The 23,321-nt window shown below is 67.5% G+C and carries 20 protein-coding genes; 10 read left to right on the top strand and 10 right to left on the bottom strand.

All coding sequences use genetic code 11. The annotated features are described in order from the left end of the window. Nucleotides 1–7: 7 nt before the first annotated feature. Genes DSHI_RS04325 through DSHI_RS04315 form a run of 3 tightly spaced genes read right to left on the bottom strand, consistent with a single transcriptional unit; the run spans nt 8 to nt 2,275 of the window. Nucleotides 8–1,339: an MATE family efflux transporter gene (locus tag DSHI_RS04325; RefSeq protein ID WP_044027631.1), complete on the bottom strand. Its 1,332-nt coding sequence runs from the start codon at nt 1,337–1,339 to the stop codon at nt 8–10. Next, nucleotides 1,320–1,841 (bottom strand): PaaI family thioesterase, encoded by a 522-nt coding sequence (locus tag DSHI_RS04320; protein WP_012177522.1) that lies wholly within the window; start codon nt 1,839–1,841, stop codon nt 1,320–1,322. The genes DSHI_RS04325 and DSHI_RS04320 overlap by 20 nt, the downstream gene beginning before the upstream one ends. Beyond that, entirely contained in the window at nt 1,841–2,275 is a 435-nt protein-coding gene (locus DSHI_RS04315) for a PaaI family thioesterase (protein WP_012177521.1), read from the bottom strand. The genes DSHI_RS04320 and DSHI_RS04315 overlap by 1 nt, the downstream gene beginning before the upstream one ends. Nucleotides 2,276–2,388: 113 nt before the next feature. On the opposite strand from DSHI_RS04315, the gene DSHI_RS04310 reads away from it, so the two are divergent. Continuing rightward, a complete protein-coding gene (locus DSHI_RS04310) occupies nt 2,389–2,760 on the top strand; it encodes a MerR family transcriptional regulator (protein WP_012177520.1) in 372 nt (123 codons plus the stop codon). A 42-nt stretch (nt 2,761–2,802) separates the two neighbouring features. On the opposite strand, the gene DSHI_RS04305 is transcribed toward DSHI_RS04310, so the two are convergent. After that, a complete protein-coding gene (locus DSHI_RS04305; protein WP_012177519.1) occupies nt 2,803–3,831 on the bottom strand; it encodes an SGNH/GDSL hydrolase family protein in 1,029 nt (342 codons plus the stop codon). Nucleotides 3,832–4,276: 445 nt separating this feature from the next. Between DSHI_RS04305 and DSHI_RS04300 the strand changes: the two genes are divergently transcribed. The 6 genes from DSHI_RS04300 (at nt 4,277) to DSHI_RS04275 (ending at nt 12,066) form a co-directional block, all read left to right on the top strand. Beyond that, nucleotides 4,277–4,678 (top strand): MerR family transcriptional regulator, encoded by a 402-nt coding sequence (locus DSHI_RS04300; RefSeq protein WP_012177518.1) that lies wholly within the window; start codon nt 4,277–4,279, stop codon nt 4,676–4,678. 29 nt (nt 4,679–4,707) lie between these two features. Further along, complete coding sequence (locus tag DSHI_RS04295) at nt 4,708–6,486, top strand: acyl-CoA dehydrogenase C-terminal domain-containing protein (protein ID WP_012177517.1); 1,779 nt, start codon at nt 4,708–4,710, stop codon at nt 6,484–6,486. Nucleotides 6,487–6,559: 73 nt separating this feature from the next. Beyond that, nucleotides 6,560–7,708 carry an acyl-CoA dehydrogenase family protein gene (locus DSHI_RS04290; protein ID WP_012177516.1) on the top strand — a complete coding sequence of 383 codons (1,149 nt, stop codon included), beginning with the start codon at nt 6,560–6,562 and terminating at the stop codon, nt 7,706–7,708. Between the two features lie 280 nt (nt 7,709–7,988). Then, nucleotides 7,989–8,624, top strand: a complete 636-nt coding sequence (locus DSHI_RS04285) for a glutathione S-transferase family protein (protein ID WP_012177515.1) — start codon at nt 7,989–7,991, stop codon at nt 8,622–8,624. 11 nt (nt 8,625–8,635) lie between these two features. Then, the gene (locus DSHI_RS04280; protein WP_012177514.1) at nt 8,636–9,847 is read left to right on the top strand and encodes an acetyl-CoA C-acetyltransferase; all 1,212 of its coding nucleotides are present in this window, start codon (nt 8,636–8,638) and stop codon (nt 9,845–9,847) included. Nucleotides 9,848–9,861: 14 nt separating this feature from the next. Next, nucleotides 9,862–12,066, top strand: a complete 2,205-nt coding sequence (locus tag DSHI_RS04275; RefSeq protein ID WP_044028357.1) for a 3-hydroxyacyl-CoA dehydrogenase NAD-binding domain-containing protein — start codon at nt 9,862–9,864, stop codon at nt 12,064–12,066. Nucleotides 12,067–12,122: 56 nt separating this feature from the next. Here DSHI_RS04275 and DSHI_RS04270 read toward each other — a convergent pair whose 3' ends face one another. Further along, a complete protein-coding gene (locus DSHI_RS04270) occupies nt 12,123–13,040 on the bottom strand; it encodes a DMT family transporter (protein WP_012177512.1) in 918 nt (305 codons plus the stop codon). Between the two features lie 93 nt (nt 13,041–13,133). On the opposite strand from DSHI_RS04270, the gene DSHI_RS04265 reads away from it, so the two are divergent. Both DSHI_RS04265 and DSHI_RS04260 read left to right on the top strand, forming a co-directional pair. Beyond that, entirely contained in the window at nt 13,134–14,759 is a 1,626-nt protein-coding gene (locus DSHI_RS04265; protein ID WP_012177511.1) for a long-chain-fatty-acid--CoA ligase, read from the top strand. Nucleotides 14,760–15,223: 464 nt separating this feature from the next. Next, nucleotides 15,224–16,240: a hypothetical protein gene (locus DSHI_RS04260; protein WP_012177510.1), complete on the top strand. Its 1,017-nt coding sequence runs from the start codon at nt 15,224–15,226 to the stop codon at nt 16,238–16,240. Here DSHI_RS04260 and upp read toward each other — a convergent pair whose 3' ends face one another. Genes upp through DSHI_RS04235 form a run of 5 tightly spaced genes read right to left on the bottom strand, consistent with a single transcriptional unit; the run spans nt 16,241 to nt 20,754 of the window. Next, nucleotides 16,241–16,873 carry a uracil phosphoribosyltransferase gene (upp, locus tag DSHI_RS04255; RefSeq protein WP_012177509.1) on the bottom strand — a complete coding sequence of 211 codons (633 nt, stop codon included), beginning with the start codon at nt 16,871–16,873 and terminating at the stop codon, nt 16,241–16,243. It lies immediately after the preceding gene. Continuing rightward, nucleotides 16,870–17,865: an adenosine deaminase gene (locus tag DSHI_RS04250; RefSeq protein WP_012177508.1), complete on the bottom strand. Its 996-nt coding sequence runs from the start codon at nt 17,863–17,865 to the stop codon at nt 16,870–16,872. The genes upp and DSHI_RS04250 overlap by 4 nt, the downstream gene beginning before the upstream one ends. After that, nucleotides 17,862–19,061, bottom strand: coding sequence for a phosphopentomutase (locus DSHI_RS04245; protein ID WP_012177507.1), 1,200 nt, complete (start codon nt 19,059–19,061; stop codon nt 17,862–17,864). Before DSHI_RS04245 ends, DSHI_RS04250 begins: the two co-directional genes overlap by 4 nt. Next, the gene (locus tag DSHI_RS04240; RefSeq protein ID WP_012177506.1) at nt 19,058–20,365 is read right to left on the bottom strand and encodes a thymidine phosphorylase; all 1,308 of its coding nucleotides are present in this window, start codon (nt 20,363–20,365) and stop codon (nt 19,058–19,060) included. The genes DSHI_RS04245 and DSHI_RS04240 overlap by 4 nt, the downstream gene beginning before the upstream one ends. Then, entirely contained in the window at nt 20,362–20,754 is a 393-nt protein-coding gene (locus DSHI_RS04235) for a cytidine deaminase (protein WP_012177505.1), read from the bottom strand. Before DSHI_RS04235 ends, DSHI_RS04240 begins: the two co-directional genes overlap by 4 nt. A 173-nt stretch (nt 20,755–20,927) precedes the next feature. Between DSHI_RS04235 and DSHI_RS04230 the strand changes: the two genes are divergently transcribed. Beyond that, nucleotides 20,928–23,207: an NADP-dependent malic enzyme gene (locus tag DSHI_RS04230; RefSeq protein ID WP_012177504.1), complete on the top strand. Its 2,280-nt coding sequence runs from the start codon at nt 20,928–20,930 to the stop codon at nt 23,205–23,207. Nucleotides 23,208–23,321: the final 114 nt, after the last annotated feature.

Genomic DNA, 23,321 nt, shown 5'->3' with positions numbered 1-23,321 from the left:
TGGCTGCCTACAGCGCGCGCTCCAGAGCCGGATAGCGGAGCGCCAGCGTCACGGCGCGCACCACGAACATCACCATCAGCGCCGCCCAGAGCCCGTGATTGCCGAAGAGCGGCAGCAGCACCGCCACCGCCGCCGCATAGGCCGCGAAGGACAGCACCATCATGTTGCGCATGTCCTTCGTGCGCGTCGCCCCGATGAAAATCCCGTCCAGCATCCAGGCCGCGACGCCCAACAGCGGCGCGGCCACCATCCATGGCAAGTAGCTGCGCGCCACCGCCCGCACCTCCTCGGCCGTGGTCATCAGGTCGATCACCCAGGGCCCCGCCAGCGCGAAGCCCAGCGCCAGTGCGACGCAGGTGATCCCGCCCCAGACGCTCGTCAGCAGCGCGCCGCGCCGCAGCCGGTCCACCGCGCCCGCGCCGAACGCCTGGCCCACCAGCGCCTCGGCGGCAAAGGCGAACCCATCGAGCGCATAGGCGGTGACATGCAGAAACTGCAAAAGCACCTGGTTGGCCGCCAGGGTCACATCGCCCAGATCCGCGCCCAGAAACAGGAACGAGACGAAGGCCGCCTGCAGCAGCACCGACCGGATCAGGATGTCGCTGTTCACCGATGCCATCCGCAGCAGCCGCGCCCGCGCGAACACCAGCGCCCGATCCCGCCATGCAGGCCGCCCGAACGCATCCCGGCAGAGCCACAGACCCAAGCCAAGCGCCGTCCATTCCGCGAGGAAGGTGGCGAAGGCCACCCCCGGCACACCCCAGCCGAGCCCCAGCACGAACCACAGATCGAGCCCGATATTCAGCCCGTTCATCCACAGTTGCAGCACCAGCACCCCGCGCGTCCGCTCCGCCGCGATCAGCCAGCCGGTCAGCCCGTAGATCGCGATGGCCGCAGGCGCCGACCAGATCCGGATCGCCATGTACTCCCGCGCCAGCGTCTCGACCTCCGCACTGGCGGGCGACAACTGGAAGGCGCCCCAGAACAGCGCCGATTGCAGCGCGATCAGCGCCAGCCCGGCCCCGAACCCGATCATCAGCGCACGGGTCAGCAGGGCCGAAACCTCGTCGCGGTCCTCTGCCCCCAGCGCTTGCGCCACCAGCCCGCTGGTGCCCATCCGCAAGAAACCGAAGATCCAGTAGATCGCCGTCAGGATGATCGCGCCGATGCCCACCGCACCGATGGGCGCAGCCTCGCCCATCTGGCCCACGACGCCCGTGTCCACCGCGCCCAGGATCGGCACGGTGGCATTCGACAGCACGATGGGCACCGCGATATGCAGCACCCGGCGATGGGTGATGGGCGCCCGCGCCGCGGTGTCAGCCACCCGCCGCCCCATCGCGCCGGGGCATCAGGAAATGGGCCGTGGCCTGGGCGAAGGGCCGCGCGCGGTTGTCCTGCCAGGCCTCCACCTGCACCGTGGAATACCGCCGCCCGGCCCGGGTGACCCGCGCCCGCGCATAGGCGTCCCGCGGCAAGCCGGAGCGCAGGTAATCCACTGTGAAATCAATGGTCTTTGGCAGGCGCGGCAGGGTATCGGGCCCGAGGGTCTCAGGGTCGATCCGACCGCCCTCCAGATCGTCCCACAGCATCGCCCAACTGACCTCGATCTGGGCCGTGACCTCCATGAAGGCCGCGGTTACGCCGCCGTGGATCGCGGGCAGCGTCGGGTTGCCGATCAGCCGCTCGGCAAAGGGCAGGATCGCCGTCAACTCGTCCCCGCGCCGCTCCACCGTGACGCCGAGGAACCGCATGTAGGGCACACCGGCCACCAGCGCGTTCAGCGCCGCATCCCGGCGCTGCTTGACCACCTGGACCGGCTCGGGCCGGGGGCGGGCCATCAGGCGCGCTCCACGGTGAAGGCACCCGTGGCCATGGCCACCGGGCGCGCGGTGTCGCTGTCCATCGCCACGGCGCGCACGAAGGCGACGCTGCGGGTGATATGGTGGCACTCGGCGCGCGCGGTCAGCCGGTCGCCCGGGGTCGCCGCGCGCATGTAATCGATGCGCAGGTCGATGGTCGCGGTGCCCGCCGGGGCCTCCGGATGGCACATCACGGCCGCCCCGCCGCAGGTATCCATCAGGGCCGAAACCGCGCCCCCGTGGATCACGCCGGTCTTGGTGTCGCCCACCAGCCGCGGATCATAGGGCATCGAGATCACGGCCACACCGTCCGCGATCTCGTCCACCTGCATGTTGAGCGCCCGGGAATGGGGAATCAGTTCGATGAATTGCCGGGCAATCTGCGCCTTCTCGGCGGGGGATGGGGCGGTCATGGGGTCCTTTACCTTGTCCTGCAGGGCTGCACGGTCCGCCGCTGCCCTTGCACACGGTCTGCGGCACGGGCACAAAAGGGGCAGGACGACCACCGCAACCTTGGGGAGGGAGCATGGCGGAGGATACCCTGACCTTCAAGGAGATGTGCGCGGCCTTCGACGTGACGCCACGCACCCTGCGCTATTACGAGTATATCGAACTGCTCGCCCCGATCCGTGACGGGCGCAGCCGGTTCTACACCCCCCGCGAAGTGGCCCGCATGAAACTCATTCTGCGCGGGCGCCGTTTCGGCTTCAGCCTCGAAGAAATCCGCCAGTGGCTGCTGATCTACGAAAGGGAGGGGACCGACGCGCAGAACCGCGTCTGGGTCGAAGAGGCCGGGCGCAAGCTCGAAGAACTCGAAGCCCAGCGGGACGAGCTGGACCGCACGATCGCGGACCTGCGCGCCCTGCGCGAGAGCGTCACCCCACCGGAGCCACACTGACCTCGGCGCGGCACAGCCCGCCGCCGACAGAGGCGCCGCCGATCACGCCGCCTGCCGGAACACCATCGCCGCCAGGCGCGCCCGGCTCGGGCCCGGTTGGGGGGCGGGATCGAACAGCAGGTCGGATCGCAGGTCATGGCCCGTGGCGTCCCAGTCCACGCGCAGGGTCTCCGCCGCGGCGACGGGCATCGGCGCGCCCACAAGGTTCGGCACATAAGCACTCAGCAGGAACGGACCGCGATAGTAATCCACCACCGCGGCCGCCGACAGGTTGAAGCCCGCCGAGGCCGTGCTGACCTGCAAAGCCCCGCCCTCCGGATCGGCCATTACGATCAGGGCTTCAAGCTCCAGGTCACCATCGGGACGCGCCCCGGGTTCCAGCGCGATGCCCGGCGTCCAGAGAGTCGTCGACAGCAACCTGTTCGAAAACGCCTCCGACCGGGTATCGGGGCTGAACCGGGTGACGACCTGCACCGGGCGGCGCGGGTCGACACGGAGCGGCGCAATATCCCGAACATGCCCGCCCGCGCTGCGCACCGCCTCGGCCGCAAGATCGGCGATGAAGAGACTCATCTCCGAGCCCGCGATGATATGCCCGGTGGAATCGAAAAAGCTCAGCGGCACGCGCATCATGCCGGTTTCGCGGATGAATTCCGCAGTCACATCCACCCAGTCCAGCCCGTAATGGTGCAGCAAGTCCAGCAAGGCCGCCTTGTAAGGCGCCTGCCGGACATCCAGATCCCGCGCGATCGAATCCATCAGCAGCGGCACGAACCGCGCCCCCGACGCCCCCACATGGCGGATCAGCTCTTCGGTGTAGCGCAGCAAGCCCCCGTCGCGATACCCGCCCTTGGACAGGCACATCACATCGCGGATCGCACTGGCCCAGACGACCGTATCGCCGGGCGCGAGGGTGACCTCCTCGGTCAACCGGACCAGGGACATCAGCGTATTGCCCGCGCCGATCGCAAGATTGCGCACGGCCTGCCCGCGCACCATCTGCGTTGCAAAGCTGTCCGCCCAGCCGCCGGACATCACGGTGCTGGACCCTCCCAGGATATATATCGTCATTCATTCACCAACTAAGGAACACTTGGGAAACCCAACCAACGCACCTGACGGGCATATGGGGCCGCTTGGCGGAAAACAAGCACCGGGCGCCGCGCAGATGGGAACGACGCCGCGTCCCGTTTCCCCTCCGGCGACAATGAACCGCTGACCGCGTGCGCTGCCCCGATCAGCGGTCCGACCCACCGGTCAATCGAGCGCCACGACACGTTTCGCCGCCTGCTCACCCCGGGTCCGCCCCCGTGCCGATCTCGGCACAAGGCGACCAGCCCTGGCGTTTCCAAGGCCCCTGACACCACCGTTAACCCATATTTTACTCGTCATTCGGCTTTACGTCGGGTTGATCGAAAAGTGACGCAACGTCCTACTTACGTCAACGTCAAGCGATCTTGTAACGTGGTCTCACTCGGGACACATGGCAATCTGTAGCTGACGAATGAGATGAGTAATGACCCATACCGAATACACCACGATCCGTGAAATGTGCGACCACTACGATGTGACACCGCGCACGCTGCGTTTCTACGAGTCCAAGGAACTGCTGTTCCCGAAACGGGAAGGCCAGAAACGTCTGTTCACCCGGCGCGACCGGGCCCGGCTGAAACTGATCCTGCGCGGCAAGCGGTTCGGGTTCAGCCTCGAGGAAATCCGGCAGTTGCTCGACCTCTATGATCGCGACGACCGGCAACTCACGCAATTGTCGAAGACCTACGACATCGCGCTACAGCGCCTTGCCGACATGGAACGCCAGCGCGCCGAGCTCGACGAGGCGATCGACGACCTCAAGGAACAACTCGATTGGGGCGCGAAGATGATCGCGACCCTGAAACAGAAAGAAGCCGCGGCCTGAGCCAGCGCCGCGCCCGAACGGAGAGATCCATGCCCACCTATACCGCCCCCACGAAGGACATGCAGTTCCTGCTGCACGACGTGCTCCAGGTCTCGCAAAACGACATCCCCGGCTATGACGAGCTGGACCGCGACTTCACCGGCGCCGTGCTCGACGAGGCCGGCAAGCTCGCGATGGAGGTTCTGCACCCCCTGAACACCGTCGGCGATCAGCAAGGCTGCGTTCTGGAAAACGGCGTGGTGCGCACGCCGGAGGGGTTCAAGGACGCCTACAAGATCATGTGCGACGGCGGCTGGACCGGGCTGGACATGGATCCCGAATACGGCGGCCAGGGCATGCCCTACATCCTGCAGACCGCAACGGGCGAGATGTTCTCGGCCGCCAACATGGCGTTCCAGATGTATAACGGGCTGACCCATGGCGCGATGTCGGCCCTGGCCGAGCACGGCTCGGACCAACAGAAGGCGACCTACCTGCCCAAGATGATCGCGGGCAACTGGACCGGCACGATGAACCTGACCGAGCCGCAATGCGGCACCGATCTGGGCCTGATCCGCACCAAGGCAGAGCCGCAGGAGGATGGCAGCTACGCCATTACCGGCCAGAAGATCTGGATCTCGGCGGGCGAGCACGACATGTCCGAGAACATCATCCACCTGGTGCTGGCCAAGATCCCCGGCGGCCCCGAGGGCGTGAAGGGCATCTCGCTCTTCATCGTGCCGAAGTTCCTGGTGAACGACGATGGCAGCCTGGGCGCGCGCAACGCCGTCTCCTGCGGCGGGCTGGAGCACAAGATGGGCATCCACGGCAACGCCACCTGCGTGATGAACTATGATGGCGCAACCGGCTTCCTCGTGGGCGAGATGCACAAGGGGCTGCGCGCCATGTTCACCATGATGAACGAAGCCCGCCTCTCGGTGGCGCTGCAGGGCTACGCCCAGGGCGACATCGCCTACCAGAACGCGCTCGGCTTTGCCCGCGACCGGCTCCAGGGCCGCGACATCACCGGCGCACAGGCCCCCAACAAGCCCGCCGACCCGATCATCGTGCACCCGGATGTGCGTCGCAACCTGATGGACCAGAAATCCTTCGTCGAAGGCGCCCGGGCACTGGTGTTCTGGGGGGCCACGCTGATCGACCAGGCGCATCGCTGCAAGGACGCCGAGGCGGACGCGATGATTTCGCTCCTGATCCCGGTGATGAAGGGCTTCCTGACCGACAAGGGATTCGAGACCACAGTGCTGGCCCAGCAGACCCTCGGCGGGTCGGGCTTCACCCGCGAATGGGGGCTGGAGCAGTTCGTCCGCGACGCCCGCATCGCGATGATCTACGAAGGCACCAACGGCATCCAGTCCCTCGACCTCGTCGGTCGCAAGCTGGGGCTGAATGGCGGCAAGACCGTCATGGCCTTCTTCGACATGGTCAAGACCTTCCTCAAGGAGAACGAAGACAATGCCGAGCTGAAATCCGGCTTCCTCGACCCGCTGAAGGCGGCCTCCAAGGACCTGCAGGCGGCGGGGATGTACTTCATGTCCGACGGCATGAAGAACCCCAACAACGCTCTGTCGGGGTCCTATGACTTCATGCACCTCTTCGGCCATGTCTGCCTGGGGCTGATGTGGGCGCGGATGGCCAAGGCGTCGATAGCCGCCCTGGAGGCAGGCGATACCGATACCGACTTCCACGCGACCAAGATCGCCACGGGCCGCTACTACATGTCCCGCCAGCTGCCGATGACCGGCACGCACCTGGCGCGCATCATGTCCGGCGCCGAACCGGTCATGGCGCTGGACGCGGCCAACTTCTAAGCTCGAACCAACACGCGCAGGCCCGCCGGAACCGGCGGGCCGCACACGACCAATTCTCCTGGGGAGGGGACACATGAGCAGTACAACATGGATGACCGACGAGCACCGGATGCTCGCCGAGATGACCCGCAACTTCATCACCACCGAATGGGCACCCCATTTCGAACGCTGGCGCGACCAGGGCGAAATGGACCGCGAGATCTGGCAGCAGGCGGGCGAGCTCGGCCTGCTCTGTCCCTCGGTGCCCGAAGCCTATGGTGGCCCGGGCGGCGATTTCGGGCACGAGGCCGCGATCCTGATCGAGATCGCCCGCGCCAACCTGTCGGCCTGGGGTGCCGGGCATGGCATCCATTCGGGCATCGTGGCGCACTACATCCTGGCCTACGGCTCCGAAGAGCAGAAGCAGAAATGGCTGCCGAAGATGGTCTCGGGCGAGATGGTCGGGGCGCTTGCGATGACCGAACCCGGCGCGGGCTCGGACCTGCAGGGGATCAAGACCCGCGCGGTCAAGGACGGCAACGGCTATCGGCTGAGCGGCTCGAAGATCTTCATCACCAACGGCCAGCATGCCAACCTGATCGTGGTCGCCGCCAAGACCGACCCGTCCGCAGGCGCCAAGGGCGTGTCGCTGGTGGTGCTGGAAACCGAAGGCGCCGAGGGCTTCTCGCGCGGGCGCAACCTGCACAAGGTGGGCATGCACGCCTCCGACACCTCGGAGCTGTTCTTCGACAACGTCGCGATCCCGCCCGAAAACCTGCTGGGTGGCGAAGTGGGCAAGGGATTTTACCAGATGATGACCCAGCTGCCCCAGGAACGGCTGATCATCGCCGCCGGCGCCGTGGGCGCGATGGAGGGGGCCGTCGAACGCACCGTCGCCTACGCCAAGGAACGCCAGGCCTTCGGTGGCCCGATCCTGCAATTCCAGAACACCCGGTTCAAGCTGGCGGAATGCCAGACCAAGACCACCGTGGCCCGTGCCTTCCTGAACGAATGCATGGCCGAGCACCTCGAAGGCAAGCTCAGCGTCGAGAAAGCCGCCATGGCGAAATACTGGATCACCGACACGCAAGGCGAAGTGATCGACGAATGCGTGCAGCTCCATGGCGGTTACGGCTACATGGCCGAGTACGACATCGCCCAGATGTGGAGCGACGCCCGCGTCCAGCGGATCTACGGCGGGACCAACGAGATCATGAAGGAATTGATCGGGAGGGCCCTGTGACCCGGCCCCCCACCCCGGCCGCCCGCGCGTTGCAGGCGTCTTGCCGTGAGTATTTTTGCACAAAAGAAGATGGGAGTGCGCCCCTGCCCTCCGGCCTTGCGCGGGATGACAGGGGCGACTTCTCTTGCGACGGTCATCGGCTCTCCAGCCTGTACCGTGGCGCCAGACTAAGGCGATTAACCTTAACGGCCGGTGAATCGGAGACAGAAATCCTGGCTTCTTTTGCGTCCAAATACTCAAGTCCCAAACTCACAACCGCACCGACGCCCGGAGGCAAAGCATGACCGTGAAACTGCACTGTTTCGGCGAATCCGGGCATTCCTACAAGGCGGCTCTCGCGCTCACTCTCGCCGGGATCGACTGGACCCCGGTCTACGTGGATTTCTTCAAGGGCGGCGGGCGCAGCCCCGAGCATCTGACGCTGAACCCCATGGGCGAATGCCCGGTTCTGGTGGACGGCGACCTGACCTTGACCCAGTCCGGCGTGATCCTCGACTATCTGTCGGAGAAAACCGGCCGCTTCGGCCTGCACGACCCGGCGATCCGGCGCGATGTGCTGCGCTGGGTGCTCTGGGACAATCACAAGATGTCCTCCGTCGCGGGCGTCACCCGGTTCCTGATGAACTTCCTGCCCGTCGACAAACAACCCGCCGAGGTCATCGCCTGGCACCAGGGCCGCCTGCGCGGCGCGCTCAAGACGCTGGATGCCGCGCTCGCAGGCCGGGACTGGCTCGTGGGGCCCGACGTGACTGCCGCCGACATCTCCTGCTGCTCCTATCTCTTTTACCCCGAACCGTTCGGGTTCGACCGCGCCGAATACCCGAATATCGACCGCTGGCTCGACGGGCTCAAAGCCCTGCCCGGCTGGAAACACCCTTATGACCTGATGCCCCGCGCCTACCCGGCCGCGGCATGACCGGAGGACACATGACCGAAGCCTATATCTACGACGCGATCCGCAGCCCCCGCGGCAAGGGCCGCAAGGACGGCAGCCTGCACGAGGTGACCGCCGTCAGCCTGTCGGCCCAGACCCTCAACGCGATCAAGGACCGCAACGGGCTGACCGGCCACGCGGTCGAGGACGTGATCTGGGGCAACGTCACCCAGGTGATGGAACAGGGCGGCTGCCTCGCGCGGACCGCCGTGCTCGCGTCTGACCTGGATGAGAGCATCCCCGGCCTTGCCATCAACCGCTTCTGCGCCTCGGGGCTGGAGGCCGTGAACCTCGCCGCCAATCAGGTGCGCGGCGGGGGCGGTCAGGCCTACATCGCCGGTGGGGTCGAGATGATGGGCCGCGTGCCCATGGGCTCCGACGGGGCGGCCATTGCCGCCGACCCCAGCGTCGCGATGAAGACCTATTTCGTCCCCCAAGGCATCTCCGCCGACATCATCGCCACGGAATACGGCATCAGCCGCGATGACGCGGACGCGCTGGCCGTGGCCAGCCAACGCCGCGCCAAGGCCGCCTGGGACGAGAACCGCTTCAACGGCTCGGTCTTCACCGTGCGCGACCAGAACGGGCTGAACATTCTCGATCACGACGAATACATGCGCCCCGAGACCGACATGCAGTCGCTCGGCGCGCTCAAGCCCGCCTTCAAGGATATGGGCGAGCAGATGCCCGGCTTCGACAAGATTGCCCTGATGAAATACCCCCATCTGGAGAAGATCGAGCATATTCACCACGCCGGGAACTCGTCGGGCATCGTCGACGGCTCCGCCGCCCTGCTGATCGGCAACAAGGCGTTCGGCGAGGCCCACGGGTTGAAACCCCGCGCCGTGATCAAGGCGACGGCCAAGATCGGCACGGATCCCACGATCATGCTGACCGGGCCTGTCCCCGCCACGGAAAAGATCCTGGCCGATTCGGGCATGAGCATCTCGGACATCGATTTATTCGAGGTGAACGAGGCGTTCTCCTCGGTCGTTCTGCGCTTCATGCAGGCCTTCGATGTGGACCACGACAAGGTCAACGTGAACGGCGGCGCGATCGCCATGGGCCACCCGCTGGGCGCGACGGGGGCCATGATCCTCGGCACGCTCCTGGATGAGCTGGAGCGCACCGGCAAGGGCACCGGCCTCGCCACCCTTTGCGTCGCCTCCGGCATGGGTGCCGCCACCATCATCGAACGCGTGTGAGGGAGATGAACGACATGACCGATTTCACCATGAAAACGGACGCCGACGGCGTCGCCATCATCACTTGGGACGTCCAGGGCAAATCCATGAACGTCATGAACCAGCAAGGGTTCGAGGATCTCGACGCGCTGGTCGACAAGGCGCTGGCCGATGACACCGTCAAGGGGATCATCATCACCTCCGGCAAGGACAGCTTTGCGGGCGGCATGGACCTCAACGTCATCGCCAAGATGCGCGACGACGCCGGCGACGACCCGGCCCGTGGCCTCTTCGAGGGCGTGATGGCCATGCACGGCATCCTGCGCAAGATCGAGCGCGCCGGGATGGACCCCAAGACCAACAAGGGCGGCAAACCCGTCGCCGCCGCCCTGCCCGGCACCGCGCTCGGCATCGGGCTGGAGATCCCGCTCGCCTGTCACCGGATTTTCGCCGCCGACAACCCCAAGGCCAAGATCGGCCTGCCCGAAATCATGGTCGGCATCTTCCCCGGCGCGGGCGGCACCATGCGGGTGTCGCGCAAGCTGGGCGCGATGCAGGCTGCGCCCATCCTGCTCGAAGGCAAGCTTTTCGAGCCGAAAAAGGCCAAGATGGCCGGCATCGTGGACGAAGTGGTGCCCGCGGAGGAGCTGCTCGACGCCGCCAAGGCCTGGGTGCTCTCCGCCAAGGATACTGATATCGTCAAGCCCTGGGACCTCAAGGGCTACAAGTTCCCCGGCGGCGCGCCCTACCACCCGGCGGGCTTCATGACCTTCGTCGGCGCCAGCGCCATGATCCATTCCAAGACCATGGGCGTCTACCCGGCGGCCAAGGCGCTGCTGAGTGCGGTCTACGAAGGGGCCATGGTTCCCTTCGACACCGCGCTCAAGATCGAGGCGCGCTGGTTCACCAACGTCCTGATGAACCCGTCGTCCAGCGCCATGATCCGCTCGCTCTTCATCAACAAGGAGGCGCTGGAAAAAGGCGCCGTCCGTCCCGACGTGCCCGACCAGAAGGTGAAGAAGGTCGGCATCCTCGGCGCGGGGATGATGGGCGCGGGCATCGCCTATGTCTCGGCCAATGCCGGGATTGAAGTGGTGCTGATCGACGCCGCCCAAGAGTCCGCGGATCGCGGGAAGGCCCATGCCGCGGGCATCCTCGACAAGGGCATCGCGCGCAAGAAGGTCACGCCCGAGAAGAAGGACGAGGTGCTCGCCCGCATCACCGCCACCACGGACTATGCCGCCCTCGAAGGGTGCGACCTGGTGGTCGAGGCGGTGTTCGAAGATCCGGGCGTCAAGGCCGAGGTGACCGCAAAGGCCGAAGCCGTGATCCCCGGCGATGCGATCTTCGCGACCAACACCTCCACCCTGCCGATCTCGGAGCTGGCCAAGGCCAGCGCCCGGCCTGAGCAGTTCATCGGCATCCATTTCTTTTCGCCCGTGGACAAGATGCTGCTGGTGGAGATCATCAAGGGGAGACAGACCGGCGATGTGGCCGTGGCCAAGGCGCTCGATTTCGTGCGCCAGATCCGCAAGACGCCCATCGTGGTCAACGACGCGCGGTTCTTCTACGCCAACCGCTGCATCATTCCCTACATCAACGAAGGCATCCGCATGGTGGCCGAGGGCGTCACCCCGGCGCTGGTCGAAAACGCTGCGAAACTGGTGGGCATGCCGCTGGGGCCGCTGCAACTGGTGGACGAAACCTCCATCGACCTGGGCGTCAAGATCGCCAAGGCCACGAAAGCGGCCATGGGCGACGCCTACCCGGACGGCGCCGTGGACGAGGTGCTGTTCTGGATGGCGGACGAAGGCCGCCTGGGCCGCAAGTCCAATGCGGGCTTCTACACCTATGACGAGGCGGGCAAGCGTGGTCTGCTCTGGGAAGGGCTGGCCGACCGCTACCCGGCGGCCAAGGAACAGCCCGAGCTGACCGCCGTGCAGCACCGCCTGCTCATGGCCCAGGTGCTGGAGGCCGTGCGCGCCCTGGAGGACGGCGTGCTCATGGACATCCGCGAGGGCGACGTGGGCGCCATCCTCGGCTGGGGCTTCGCGCCGTGGTCCGGTGGCCCGCTCAGCTGGCTCGACATGATCGGCGCCGCCCGCGCGGTGGAGATCTGCGATGCGCTGACCGACACCCACGGCGCCCGCTTCACCACGCCCGCGCTCCTGCGCGAAATGGCCGAGAAGGGCGAGACCTTCTATGGCCGCTTCGGGGCGGAGACCCGCAAAGCCGCCTGACCCGGCACCCGTCGCGCCGCGCAACAGGCTCCGCCCCGGCGGGGCCTGTTGCCGTTTCAGGCCGCCACTTTCCGCCCGCGCAGGATGATCGCGCAGCCCGCCACGAGGATGCAGCCGATCCCGAGGATCGCGACCGGCCCTGGCACATCCGACCACAGCAAGTATCCCCAGACCCCGGCAAAGGGCAAAAAACTGTACTCGAAGACCGACACATAGGACGGATCCGCGATCTGGTAGGCCCGCACGAGGCAGCCCACCGCCACCAGCGACAGGATCGCCTGCATCAGGCACAGCCACAGAAATCGCGGCGTCACCTCCTGCCAGCCCGTGCCGAAGAAACTCGCCTCCCCCGGCGCGCCACCCGCCCCGACCAGGGCCAGCACCGCCAACCCAAGGCTGCCATAGACCGCCATCACCAGGAAAAACCCGAACACGAGGCAGGCCGGGCTCTCGCCCATGCAGAGCCGCCGCGTGGTCAGCGCCCCGGCCGCATAGAGGGCCCCCGCCAGCACCGGCAACAAGGTCAGCGGCGAGAACGCCGCGCTGCCCGGCTGCAGCACCAGCAGCACACCGGCAAACCCCAGGGCCACCGCCGCCGCCCGCCAGACCCCGATCCGCACCCCGAACAGCACGATCGAGATCAGCAGCACGAAGATCGGCGAGGTATAAAGCCCCGCGCCCGCAATCGCGATCGGCACCACCGCCACCGCTGCGAAATACAGCGTCAGCGCCGTCGCCATGAGCACCGAGCGCTGGATCACCGCCCGCCACCTGACCGGCCGCAGCGACCAGCCGCGCCAGCGCGCCACACCCCACAGCAGCGGCAATGCCATCGCGCTGCGAACGGCGAGGAATTGCCACAGCCCCGCATCCTCGGCGATCAGCCGCACGAAATTGTCGACAAAGGCGATCAGCGCCATCGCGAGCAACAGCAGACCCGCCGCAGCGGGCACATGATTGGACGACATCTGCATCGGGACCTCTTTCGGCACGGCAAGAGTTGACCGCGGCGGGGTGACGCACTCTATTCGGGCAAGAGGCTGCGAAAATCAAGGGGAGGGCACGCCATGGGCTGGCTGGCAAATGAAACCGGGCTCGACAAATGCGCCGCGAATTATGTGCCGCTGACACCGCTGAGCCATCTGGCCCGCGCCGCCTTGGTCTATCCCGACCGCGAGGCCGTGGTCTATGGCGCGCGCCGCTTCACCTACGCCGAATACCACGCCCGCGTCAGCCGCCTGGCCTCGGCGCTGGCGGGCGCGGGGATCGCCCCGGGCGACGTGGTGGCGACGCTCCTGCCCAATATCCCCGCCATGGTCGAGGCGCATTTCGGCGTGCCTGCCTGCGGGGCCGTGCTCAACACCATCAACATCCGGCTGGACGTGGACACGGTCGCCTATATCCTCTCCCACGGTGGCGCCAAGGCGGTGCTGGTGGACAGCCAGTTCCTGCCGCTCGCCGCCGAGGCCTGCGAACGGCTCGACGGGCCCGCGCCGCTCCTGATCGAGGTGGCCGACGACGCCGCAGGGGTCCATGCCCTGGGCGGCTACACGGAATACGAGGATTTCCTCGCGGGCGGCGACCCGGACTTCCCCTGGATCATGCCCCGGGACGAATGGGAAAGCCTGGCACTCAACTACACCTCCGGCACCACCGGGCGGCCCAAGGGCGTGGTCTACCACCACCGCGGCGCGTATCTTATGACCATGGGCACGGTGATCTCCTGGCGCATGGTGCTCTACCCCCGCTGGCTCGCCATCGTGCCGCTCTTTCACTGCAACGGCTGGAACCACAGCTGGATGATGCCCATGCTCGGCGGCACGGTGGTGTGCTGCCGCGATGTGTCGGCGCAGGCGATCTACACCGCAATCGCCGAGAACGGTGTCACCCATTTCGGCGGCGCGCCCATCGTGCTCAACATGATCGTCAACGCGCCCGACGCCGCCCGCCGCCCCTTTTCGCACACGGTGGAGGTCTTCACCGCCGGCGCGCCGCCCGCCGCCGCCACCCTCGCCGCGATCGAGGAGCTGGGCTTCAACGTCACGCAAGTCTACGGGCTGACCGAAACCTACGGGCACGTGACCGAATGCGTCTGGAATCCCGATTGGGACACCCTGCCCCAGGCCGAGCGCGCCGCGATCAAGGCCCGCCAGGGCGTGGCCCTGCCCCAGATGGAGCATATCACCGTGATGGACCCCGAGATGCGCCAGGTGCCCATGGACGGGGCCACCACGGGCGAGGTGATGATGCGCGGCAACTCGGTGATGAAGGGCTATTACCGCAACCCCGACGCCACCGCCGAAGCCTTCGCAGGCGGCTATTTCCACTCCGGCGACATCGCCCTGCAACATCCCGACGGCTACATCCAGATCGCCGACCGGGCCAAGGACATCATCATTTCCGGCGGCGAGAACATCTCCTCGGTCGAGGTGGAGGGCGCGCTGATGCACCACCCGGCGGTGCTGCTCTGCGCGGTGGTGGCCAAGCCGGACCCGACCTGGGGCGAGGTGCCCTGCGCCTTCGTCGAGCTGAAGGACGGCAAGACCGCCGAGGAGGCCGAGATCATCGCCTTCGCCCGCGAGCGGCTGGCAGGCTTCAAGACCCCCAAGAAAGTCGTCTTCACCGAACTACCCAAGACTTCCACCGGCAAGATCCAGAAGTTCGAGCTGCGCAACCGCGCCAAGGCCCTGTAACCCGGCCGCCCGCACCCTCCGGCGGCGCGGGCGTTAACCTATTCAAGAACTGGAATGTTTCGCATGCGAAACAAATCTCTGTAAGCCACTGACCCGCCCGGATTTCGCAAAAAAATTTGTCGGCAAGATCACCCCGGCCCGGGCCTGCCGCTTTAACCTTTCGGGGCTTTTCCACCCCGCAGATCCCCGCCCCCCCCCCTTCATCTGTGCAAAAATACTCCGGGGGGTCGCGCAGCGACGGGGGCAGCGCCCCCGAAAAACCGGGGGTGCGGGGGCGACGCCCCCGCTTCGGGCGACGTGCGCCGCACGGCGCACTACGTGACCCGCCCGACCCGTGCTGCCTGGCGCGCATCCTGCGTTTCGCCGCGCCCCCCAATCCACCCCGCCCTCTCGGTTTGGATTGAGCGTGCCCCGGCGACAGGCTAGGGTGAGCGTCACAACGAGAAACACAGGCATCCCCGGCAGTGACCGCGCTCAAGGACTATATCCGGCTGGAATCCACGGGTCTGTGGCGCGCCGACGAGGCGGCCCAGCGGCGCGACGTCTATGTCTTCGTGGGCACCGCCTCGCTGGTGATCGCCGACAAGACCGAAGCCCCCCTCTCCCACTGGTCCCTGCCCGCGATCGAGCGGCGCAATCCCGGCGTGCGCCCCGCGCTTTTTGCCCCCGGCCCGGATGGGGACGAGACGCTGGAGATCGAAGACACCGACATGATCGAGGCGATCGAACGGGTTCAGCGCGCGGTCAAACGCGCCGAACCCAAACCCGGACGCCTGCGAGTGCTGAGTGCCGCGGGCGCCGCGCTGCTCGTGCTCGCCGCGGGCGCGTTCTGGTTGCCGGACGCGATCAAGGACCACGCCACCTCCGTCGTACCCGTCGCCCAGCGCGCGGCCATCGGCGCCCAGGCCCTCGGCGCGCTGGAACAGATGACTGGCCCGGCGTGCACCACGCCCGAAGGCCGCCGGGTGCTGGCCCAGCTCACCCGCCGCGTGGCCAGCCCGGATGCGCCGCGCGTCCACGTGGTGCGCAGTGGGGTGGAGACGAGCCTGCTGCTGCCGGGTCCGCTTGTCGTGCTGGGCCGCAGCGTGATCGAGGATCACGAGACCGCCGACGTGGCCGCAGGCGCGCTGCTGTCGGAACTGGCCCGGGCCGAGCTGCACGACCCCCTGCGCGACATGCTCGACGTGATGGGCACGACAACCACCCTGCGCTTCCTGACCACGGGCAAGCTGCCCGACCGCGCGCTGCAGGCCTATGCCCGTCACGCCCTGCGCACCCCGCCCGAGGCCATTCCCGAAGCCGCCCTGCTCGACCGCTTCGCCCGCGCCCGCGTTGCCACCACGCCCTATGCAAGGGCGCTCGATGTCACCGGCGAAACAACGCTCGGCCTGATCGAGGCGGATCCCTACCGCGATGCCGCAAGCCCCGTGGTGCTCGACGACAATGCCTGGGTGGTGCTGCAGGCGCTCTGCGAGGGCTGACTACTTGGTGCCGAACAGACGGTCGCCCGCATCCCCGAGACCGGGCACGATATAGCCCTTCTCGTTGAGGTGACTGTCCACCGCCGCCGTTACGATCGGCACGTCCGGATGCGCCTCCTTCATCCGCTTGACCCCTTCGGGCGCGGCCAGCAGGCACAGAAACCGGATGTCCTTCGCGCCCGCCTTCTTCAGCATGTCGATGGCCGCCGCGGACGAGTTGCCCGTGGCCAGCATAGGATCCACCGCGATCACCATCCGCTCTTCAAGGTTTTCCGGCACCTTGAAGTAATACTCCACCGGCTCCAGCGTCTCTTCGTCCCGGTAGAGCCCGACAAACCCGACCCGCGCCGACGGGATCAGCTGCAACACCCCGTCCAGCAGCCCGTTGCCCGCCCGCAGGATCGAGATCAGCGCCAGCTTCTTGCCCTCCAGCTTCGGCGCGTCCATCGGCTCCAGCGGGGTCTCGATCCGCGCGGTCCCGAGCGGCAGGTCCCGCGTCACCTCATAGGCCAGCAGCAGCGCGATTTCCTGCAACAGCCGCCGAAACTCCGAGGTGGAGGTTCCCTTGTCGCGCATCAAGGTCAGCTTGTGCTGCACGAGGGGGTGATCGACGATGGTGCAGTGCTCGGTCATGTGAACTCTCCGAATGTGGGGGCCAGCCGGGTGCGCAAAGCCTCCCGGGTCGCGGTGTCGCAAAAGGCAGCGTCGAGGGCGGCATAGGTGATCGCGGCGAAATCCGGAAGCTCCCAGCCGAAGCTTTGCGCGAGGTTTTCGTATTCTCCGCTCATGGTGGTGTGAAAGAACGGCGGATCGTCGGTCGAGACGGTCACCGGCACCCCCGCCTTGCGCAAGCGTTCGATCGGGTGGGCGCGCCAGTTGGGGTAGACCCCCAGCGCGACGTTGGAGCCGGGGCAGACCTCCAGCGTGATGCCGGCCTCGGCCAGCTCCTCCAGCAGCGCGGGGTCTTCGATGGCCTGCACCCCGTGCCCGATCCGGGTCACGCCCAGGTCGCGCACCGCGTCGCGCACGGACCGCGCCCCGCCCCACTCGCCCGCATGGGCGGTCAGTTGCAGCTCCGCCTCGCGCGCCATGTCGAAGGCATAGGCGAAATCCTTGGGCGCGCCTTTCATCTCGTCCCCCGCGATGCCGAACCCGGTGATGAACGCCCCCGCGGTTTCCGCCGCGCAACGGGCGGTTTCGCGGGCAGCTTCGGGGCCGAAATGGCGGATGCAGGTGACGATGCCGCGCATCACGATGCCGTCGGCGGCCTCGGCGTCTGCCGCGGCCTCGGTCATCGCGGCGAGGTAGTCGCGCCAGGCATCCAGGTCGCGGCCGCCGCAGAAATCGGGGCTGAGGAAGGCCTCGGTATAGATCACGCCTTCGGCGGAGGACGCCTCCAGCACCGCGCGGGTGAGCCGATAGAAATCCTGGGGCGTCTGCAACACGGTGCAGGCGGCCTCGTAGACCCGCAGGAAATCGACGAAATCGCGGTAGGCATAGGCGCCGCGCGCGTCGAAGATGCCCGACAGGTTCACGGATTTCTCCGCGGCCAGCCCGCGGATGAAGGCGGGTGGCGCAGCGCCCTCCAGATGCAGGTGCAATTCTAGTTTCGGAAGCTCTTTCATGGCAGCATCGCTTTGCCCATATCGAACATTTCGACCCCTAGATGGGCGCCAATCGTCGCCCCGACATCCCTAAATCCGACAATTCCGACTTCATGGACGCCCACGCCGTAGCCGACCACCGGGACGCGTTCGCGTGTGTGTTCGGTGCCGTGCCAGGTGGGGTCGTTGCCGTGATCGGCGGTAAAGATCGCGAGGTCTCCGGGCCGCAGGGTCGCGAGGAAACGGGGCAGTTGCGCGTCGAACCATTCCAGAGCGCGGGCATAGCCCGCTACGTCGCGGCGGTGACCATAGAGGCTGTCGAATTCGACGAAATTCGCGAAGGTGAGGGAGCCCTCCTCGGCCACCTGCCCGGCGGCGATCAGCGCCTCCATCAGCGCGGCATCGGACCCCTTGGCGACCGTGTCGATGCCGCGCCCGGAGAAGATATCCTTGATCTTGCCGATGGCATGGACCCGGCGCCCGGCGGCCTGAACCCGGTCGCACAGGGTCGGCGCCGGGGGCGCGATGGCGAAGTCGCGGCGGTTCTGGGTGCGGGCGAAGCCTGTCGCCTCCGAGCCGAGGAAGGGCCGCGCGATCACGCGGCCGACCTTCATCGCGTGCAGGCGCGGCGCGAGGGTTTCGCACACGTCCAGCAAACGGTCGAGCCCGAAGGCCTCTTCATGGGCGGCGATCTGCAGCACACTGTCCACGGAGGTGTAGCAGATCGGCCAGCCGGTGCGCAGATGTTCCGCCCCGAAACGCTCGATCACCTCGGTGCCCGAGGCATGGGTGTTGCACAGCGTGCCCTCGGTGCCCGCGGCCCGCGCCATCTCGGCCAGCAGGTCGGGCGGGAAGGCCGGGTCGGTGTCGGGGAAGGTCGTCCATTCCCAGGGGACTGGAACGCCCGCAAGCTCCCAGTGCCCGGTGGGGGTGTCCTTGCCGCGCGACACCTCGGTCGCCGCCCCCCAGAGCCCAGTCGGCGTCGCCGCCAGCCCCGGCGTCTCGGCGCCGGAGGCCAGCCGGATCGCCGCGCCCAGCCCCAGCCCGTCGAGCACCGGCATGCGCAGGGGGCCGCTGCGCCCCGCGTCGGCCCGACCGGCGGCACAGGCCTGGGCGATATGGGCCAGCGTGTTGGCGCCTTCGTCGCCGAAATCCGCGGCATCGGGGGCACCGCCGCAGCCGACGCTGTCCATCACGATCAGGAAGGCACGGGTCATGGGCGGACCTCTCCGAGGACAAGCGGCTTCGCGTCGAAACTCGTGCCGAGGGTGAAGGCCGCCTGAACCTCGGCCACGGCGCGGTCGGCGGCCTCTTCGCGGGCGGCATGGACCCGGGCGATGGGCTCGCCCCGGACGACGCGGGTGCCGAGCGGGGCGATATCCGACAGGCCCACCGCCGGGTCGACCGGGTCGGTTTCCACCTGCCGTCCGCCGCCCAGGGACACCACCGCCCAGCCCAGCGCCTTGGCATCGCAGGCGGTCAGCACGCCCGCCGCGGGTGCGGGCACTTCGCGCACCACCGGCGCCTCGGGCAAACCGGCAAGGCCCGTGGCCACCACGTCGCGCGGCCCGCCAAGGGCAGCGACCATGCGGGCGAAAACCTCCGCCGCGCGGCCATCGCGCAGGGTGGCGTCGATCCGTGCAGCCCCGTCCGCGGGGTCGTCCGCCAGCCCGCCCAGGGCCAGCAGCGCCCCGCCCAGGGCCACGGTCGCCGCGCGCAGGCGCGGGCTCGTCGCGTCGCCCCGCAGGATACGCAGCACCTCCGCCACCTCCAGCGCATTGCCCGCGGCACTGGCGAGGCTCTCATCCATATCCGTCAGCAGCGCCCAGGTGGGACAGCCCGCGCCATTGGCCGTGCGCACCAGCGCCTGCGCCAGATCCCGGGCCGCTGCGGGGTCGGTCAGAAACGCGCCCGAGCCGCATTTGACATCCAGCACCAGCCCGCCCAGCCCCGCCGCGAGCTTCTTGGACAGGATCGAGGCGGTGATCAGGTCGATGCTTTCGACCGTGGCGGTGACGTCGCGGATGGCATAGAGCCGCCGGTCCGCGGGCGCGATCTGGCCCGTGGCCCCGACGATGGCGCAGCCGGTCTCGGCCACCACCGCCCTCAGCGCATCCTCGGAAATGTCGGTGCGGTAGCCCTCCAGCGCCTCGAGTTTGTCGAGCGTGCCGCCCGTATGACCCAGCCCCCGGCCCGAGATCATCGGCACGTAAGCCCCGCAGGCCGCCAGCGCCGGGGCCAGCAGGAGCGACACCGTATCCCCGATCCCGCCCGTGGAATGCTTGTCGAGCACCGGCCCGGGCAGGTCCCAGGCCAGCACATCGCCACTGTCGCGCATGGCTTGCGTCAGCGCCACGCGCCCCGCATCGCCCAAGCCCCGCAACAGGACCGCCATGGCGAAGGCCCCGGCCTGGGCATCGCTGACCGTGCCGGAGGCGAGGCCCCGGGCGAAGGCGCGCAGGTCCTCCGCCACCACCGGCGCGCCGTCCCGCACCGCCGCGATCACCGTCCGCGCGGTCACGGGGCGGCCATGTGGCTCTGATCGAAGGCGCCGGGCAGTAGCTCCGACAGGGTCATGCTGGCCCGCGCGCCGCCGGTGGTGCCAAGGGTCACGACCGTCTCCGGCGCGCCGAACTCGCGCAGCTTCTGGCGGCAGCCGCCGCAGGGGGGCACGGGGCTGGGGCTGTCGGCGATCACCGCGACCTCGGTCAGAACGGTCTCGCCCGCCGCGACCATGGCCGCGATCGCGCCCGCCTCGGCGCAGGTGCCCTCGGGATAGGCCACGTTTTCCACGTTGCACCCGGTATAGACCGCCCCCGATGCGGCCCGGATCGCGGCCCCCACCTTGAACTCGGAATAGGGCGCGTAGGCGTTTTCGCGAACCGCGCGCGCGGCCTCCATCAGCTCCATCTCGGCACCTCCTGCATGGGCGCACAGTGCTTTGGCCCACCGGGGTTTGCAAGACCGCCCGTGCCCGAACCCGGCCCGTGCCGCCTGACTGCGGTCACCGGCGCGGATTCCGTGTTCACAGGGGAGGCGAGATGGTTTAAGGCTAAACTAGTTTCAATTCGGGGAGGGGACCCTTGTCTGCCAGCAAAGATGACAGCGCCCGTCAGGCCGCACTTTATTACCACTCGCACCCGCGGCCCGGCAAGCTGGAGGTGCGCGCGACCAAGCCGCTGGCCAACCAGCTGGACCTGGCGCGCGCCTATTCCCCCGGCGTGGCCGAGGCCTGCCTGGAGATCAAGGCCGATCCGACCGCCGCCGCACTCTATACCGGGCGCGGCAACCTGGTGGGCGTGGTCACCAATGGCACGGCCGTTCTGGGGTTGGGCAATATCGGCAGTCTCGCCTCCAAGCCGGTGATGGAGGGCAAGGCGGTCCTGTTCAAGAAATTCGCCAATATCGACTGTTTCGACATCGAGTTGAACGAGAAAGACCCCGAAAAGCTGGCGGAACTGGTCTGCGCGCTGGAGCCCACCTTCGGGGCGATCAACCTCGAAGACATCAAGGCGCCGGACTGTTTCATCGTGGAAAAGATCTGCCGGGAGCGGATGAACATCCCCGTCTTCCACGACGACCAGCACGGCACCGCCATCGTGGTGGGCGCGGCAGCAACCAACGCCCTGCGCGTGACGGGCCGTACCTTCGAGGATCTCAAGATCGTCTCCACCGGGGGCGGGGCGGCGGGCATCGCCTGCCTCAACATGCTGCTGAAACTCGGTGTCAAACGCGAGAACGTCACCCTGTGCGACGTGGCGGGCGTGGTCTACAAGGGCCGCACCGAAGAGATGACGCCCCAGAAGGAAGCCTATGCCCAGGACACCGACGCGCGCACCATCGCGGATGTGATCGCAGGGGCGGACATGTTCCTCGGCCTCTCGGCCCCCGGGGTGCTCACCCCCGAAATGGTCAGTCAGATGGCCGATCAGCCGATCATCTTCGCACTGGCCAACCCCACGCCCGAGATCATGCCCGAACTGGTCCGCGAGGTCGCCCCGGACGCGATCATCGCCACGGGGCGCACGGATTATCCCAACCAGGTCAACAACGTGCTGTGTTTCCCGTTCATCTTCCGCGGCGCGCTCGACGTCGGCGCGACGGAGATCAACGACGCCATGCAGATCGGTTGCATCGAGGGGATCGCGGCGCTCGCCCGCGCCACCACCAGCGCCGAGGCAGCCGCCGCCTATCGCGGCGAGCAGATGACATTCGGGCGCGACTACCTGATCCCGAAACCCTTCGATCCGCGCCTGATGGGCGTGGTGGCCACCGCCGTGGCCCGCGCCGCCATCGAGTCCGGCGTGGCCGAGCGGCCGATCGAGGATCTCGACGCCTACAAGGCCAAGCTGGACGGGTCGGTCTTCAAGTCGGCCATGATCATGCGCCCGGTCTTCGAGGCCGCCGCTCAGGCCGAGCGCAGCATCGTCTTCGCCGAGGGCGAGGACGAGCGGGTGCTGCGCGCCGCCAACTCGATGATCGAACAGACCACCGACAAGCCCATCCTGATCGGGCGGCCCGAGGTGGTCATCGCCCGCTGCGAGCGCGCGGGCCTGCCGATCCGGCCCGGCAAGGACTTCGAGCTGGTCAACCCCCAGGACGACCCGCGCTATCGCGACTACTGGGAAACCTACCACGCGATCATGGAACGCAAGGGCGTCACGCCGGACATCGCCAAGGCGATCCTGCGCACCAATTCCACCGCCATCGGCGCGATCATGGTCCATCGCGGCGATGCCGACAGCCTGATCTGCGGCACGTTCGGGCAATACCTGTGGCATCTGAACTATGTCTGCGAGACGCTGGGACAGGACGGGCTACATCCGGTCGGCGCGCTCAGCCTGATGATCCTGGAGGACGGGCCGCTCTTCATCGCCGACACCCATGTCCACGCCACCCCCACCCCGCAGCAGATCGCCGAGACCGTCTGCGGGGCGGCGCGCCATGTGCGCCGCTTCGGGCTGGAGCCGAACATCGCGCTCTGCTCGCATTCGCAGTTCGGCAACCTGGACATCGATTCTGGGCGGCGGATGCGCGCGGCGCTGGCGCTTCTGGACGGGATGAACCTGGATTTCGCCTATGAGGGTGAGATGCACACCGACAGCGCGCTCGACCCCGAACTGCGCGCCCGCATCTTCCCCCATTCGCGGATGGAAGGGGTGGCCAATGTGCTGGTCTTCGCCAATTCCGACGCGGCCTCTGGGGTGCGCAACATTCTCAAGATGAAGGCCAACGGGCTGGAGGTCGGGCCGATCCTGATGGGGCTGGGCAACCGCGCCCATGTGGTCACGCCGTCGATCACCGCGCGCGGATTGCTCAACATGTCGGCCATCGCGGGCACCCCGGTGGCGGTCTACGGCTGAGCGGCGGCGTCGCAACGATCGGCATCGCGGGTGGATCGCGGCGAAATTTATAAACCGGGTTTCGGATGGGGGTTTGCATGTCGCATCCGGCGCCCGGGCGTTAGCACAATCAGT

The organism is Dinoroseobacter shibae DFL 12 = DSM 16493, from assembly GCF_000018145.1.
Classification (GTDB): Bacteria; Pseudomonadota; Alphaproteobacteria; order Rhodobacterales; family Rhodobacteraceae; genus Dinoroseobacter; species Dinoroseobacter shibae.
Note: the sequence above shows the minus strand (reverse complement) of the source record. Positions and strands in the feature narration are given on the sequence as shown.

What these genes read in the sequence shown, in the direction of transcription:
- DSHI_RS04290 (WP_012177516.1), top strand. Translation starts at nt 6,560, where the DNA reads ATGAGCAGTACAACATGGATGACCGACGAGCACCGGATGCTCGCCGAG.
- DSHI_RS04295 (WP_012177517.1), top strand. Translation starts at nt 4,708, where the DNA reads ATGCCCACCTATACCGCCCCCACGAAGGACATGCAGTTCCTGCTGCAC.
- DSHI_RS04275 (WP_044028357.1), top strand. Translation starts at nt 9,862, where the DNA reads ATGACCGATTTCACCATGAAAACGGACGCCGACGGCGTCGCCATCATC.
- DSHI_RS04235 (WP_012177505.1), bottom strand. Translation starts at nt 20,754, where the DNA reads ATGGAGCTGATGGAGGCCGCGCGCGCGGTTCGCGAAAACGCCTACGCG.
- DSHI_RS04310 (WP_012177520.1), top strand. Translation starts at nt 2,389, where the DNA reads ATGGCGGAGGATACCCTGACCTTCAAGGAGATGTGCGCGGCCTTCGAC.
- DSHI_RS04245 (WP_012177507.1), bottom strand. Translation starts at nt 19,061, where the DNA reads ATGACCCGTGCCTTCCTGATCGTGATGGACAGCGTCGGCTGCGGCGGT.
- DSHI_RS04320 (WP_012177522.1), bottom strand. Translation starts at nt 1,841, where the DNA reads ATGGCCCGCCCCCGGCCCGAGCCGGTCCAGGTGGTCAAGCAGCGCCGG.
- DSHI_RS04300 (WP_012177518.1), top strand. Translation starts at nt 4,277, where the DNA reads ATGACCCATACCGAATACACCACGATCCGTGAAATGTGCGACCACTAC.
- DSHI_RS04265 (WP_012177511.1), top strand. Translation starts at nt 13,134, where the DNA reads ATGGGCTGGCTGGCAAATGAAACCGGGCTCGACAAATGCGCCGCGAAT.
- DSHI_RS04315 (WP_012177521.1), bottom strand. Translation starts at nt 2,275, where the DNA reads ATGACCGCCCCATCCCCCGCCGAGAAGGCGCAGATTGCCCGGCAATTC.
- DSHI_RS04325 (WP_044027631.1), bottom strand. Translation starts at nt 1,339, where the DNA reads ATGGGGCGGCGGGTGGCTGACACCGCGGCGCGGGCGCCCATCACCCAT.
- DSHI_RS04280 (WP_012177514.1), top strand. Translation starts at nt 8,636, where the DNA reads ATGACCGAAGCCTATATCTACGACGCGATCCGCAGCCCCCGCGGCAAG.
- DSHI_RS04270 (WP_012177512.1), bottom strand. Translation starts at nt 13,040, where the DNA reads ATGCAGATGTCGTCCAATCATGTGCCCGCTGCGGCGGGTCTGCTGTTG.
- DSHI_RS04305 (WP_012177519.1), bottom strand. Translation starts at nt 3,831, where the DNA reads ATGACGATATATATCCTGGGAGGGTCCAGCACCGTGATGTCCGGCGGC.
- DSHI_RS04285 (WP_012177515.1), top strand. Translation starts at nt 7,989, where the DNA reads ATGACCGTGAAACTGCACTGTTTCGGCGAATCCGGGCATTCCTACAAG.
- DSHI_RS04250 (WP_012177508.1), bottom strand. Translation starts at nt 17,865, where the DNA reads ATGAAAGAGCTTCCGAAACTAGAATTGCACCTGCATCTGGAGGGCGCT.
- upp (WP_012177509.1), bottom strand. Translation starts at nt 16,873, where the DNA reads ATGACCGAGCACTGCACCATCGTCGATCACCCCCTCGTGCAGCACAAG.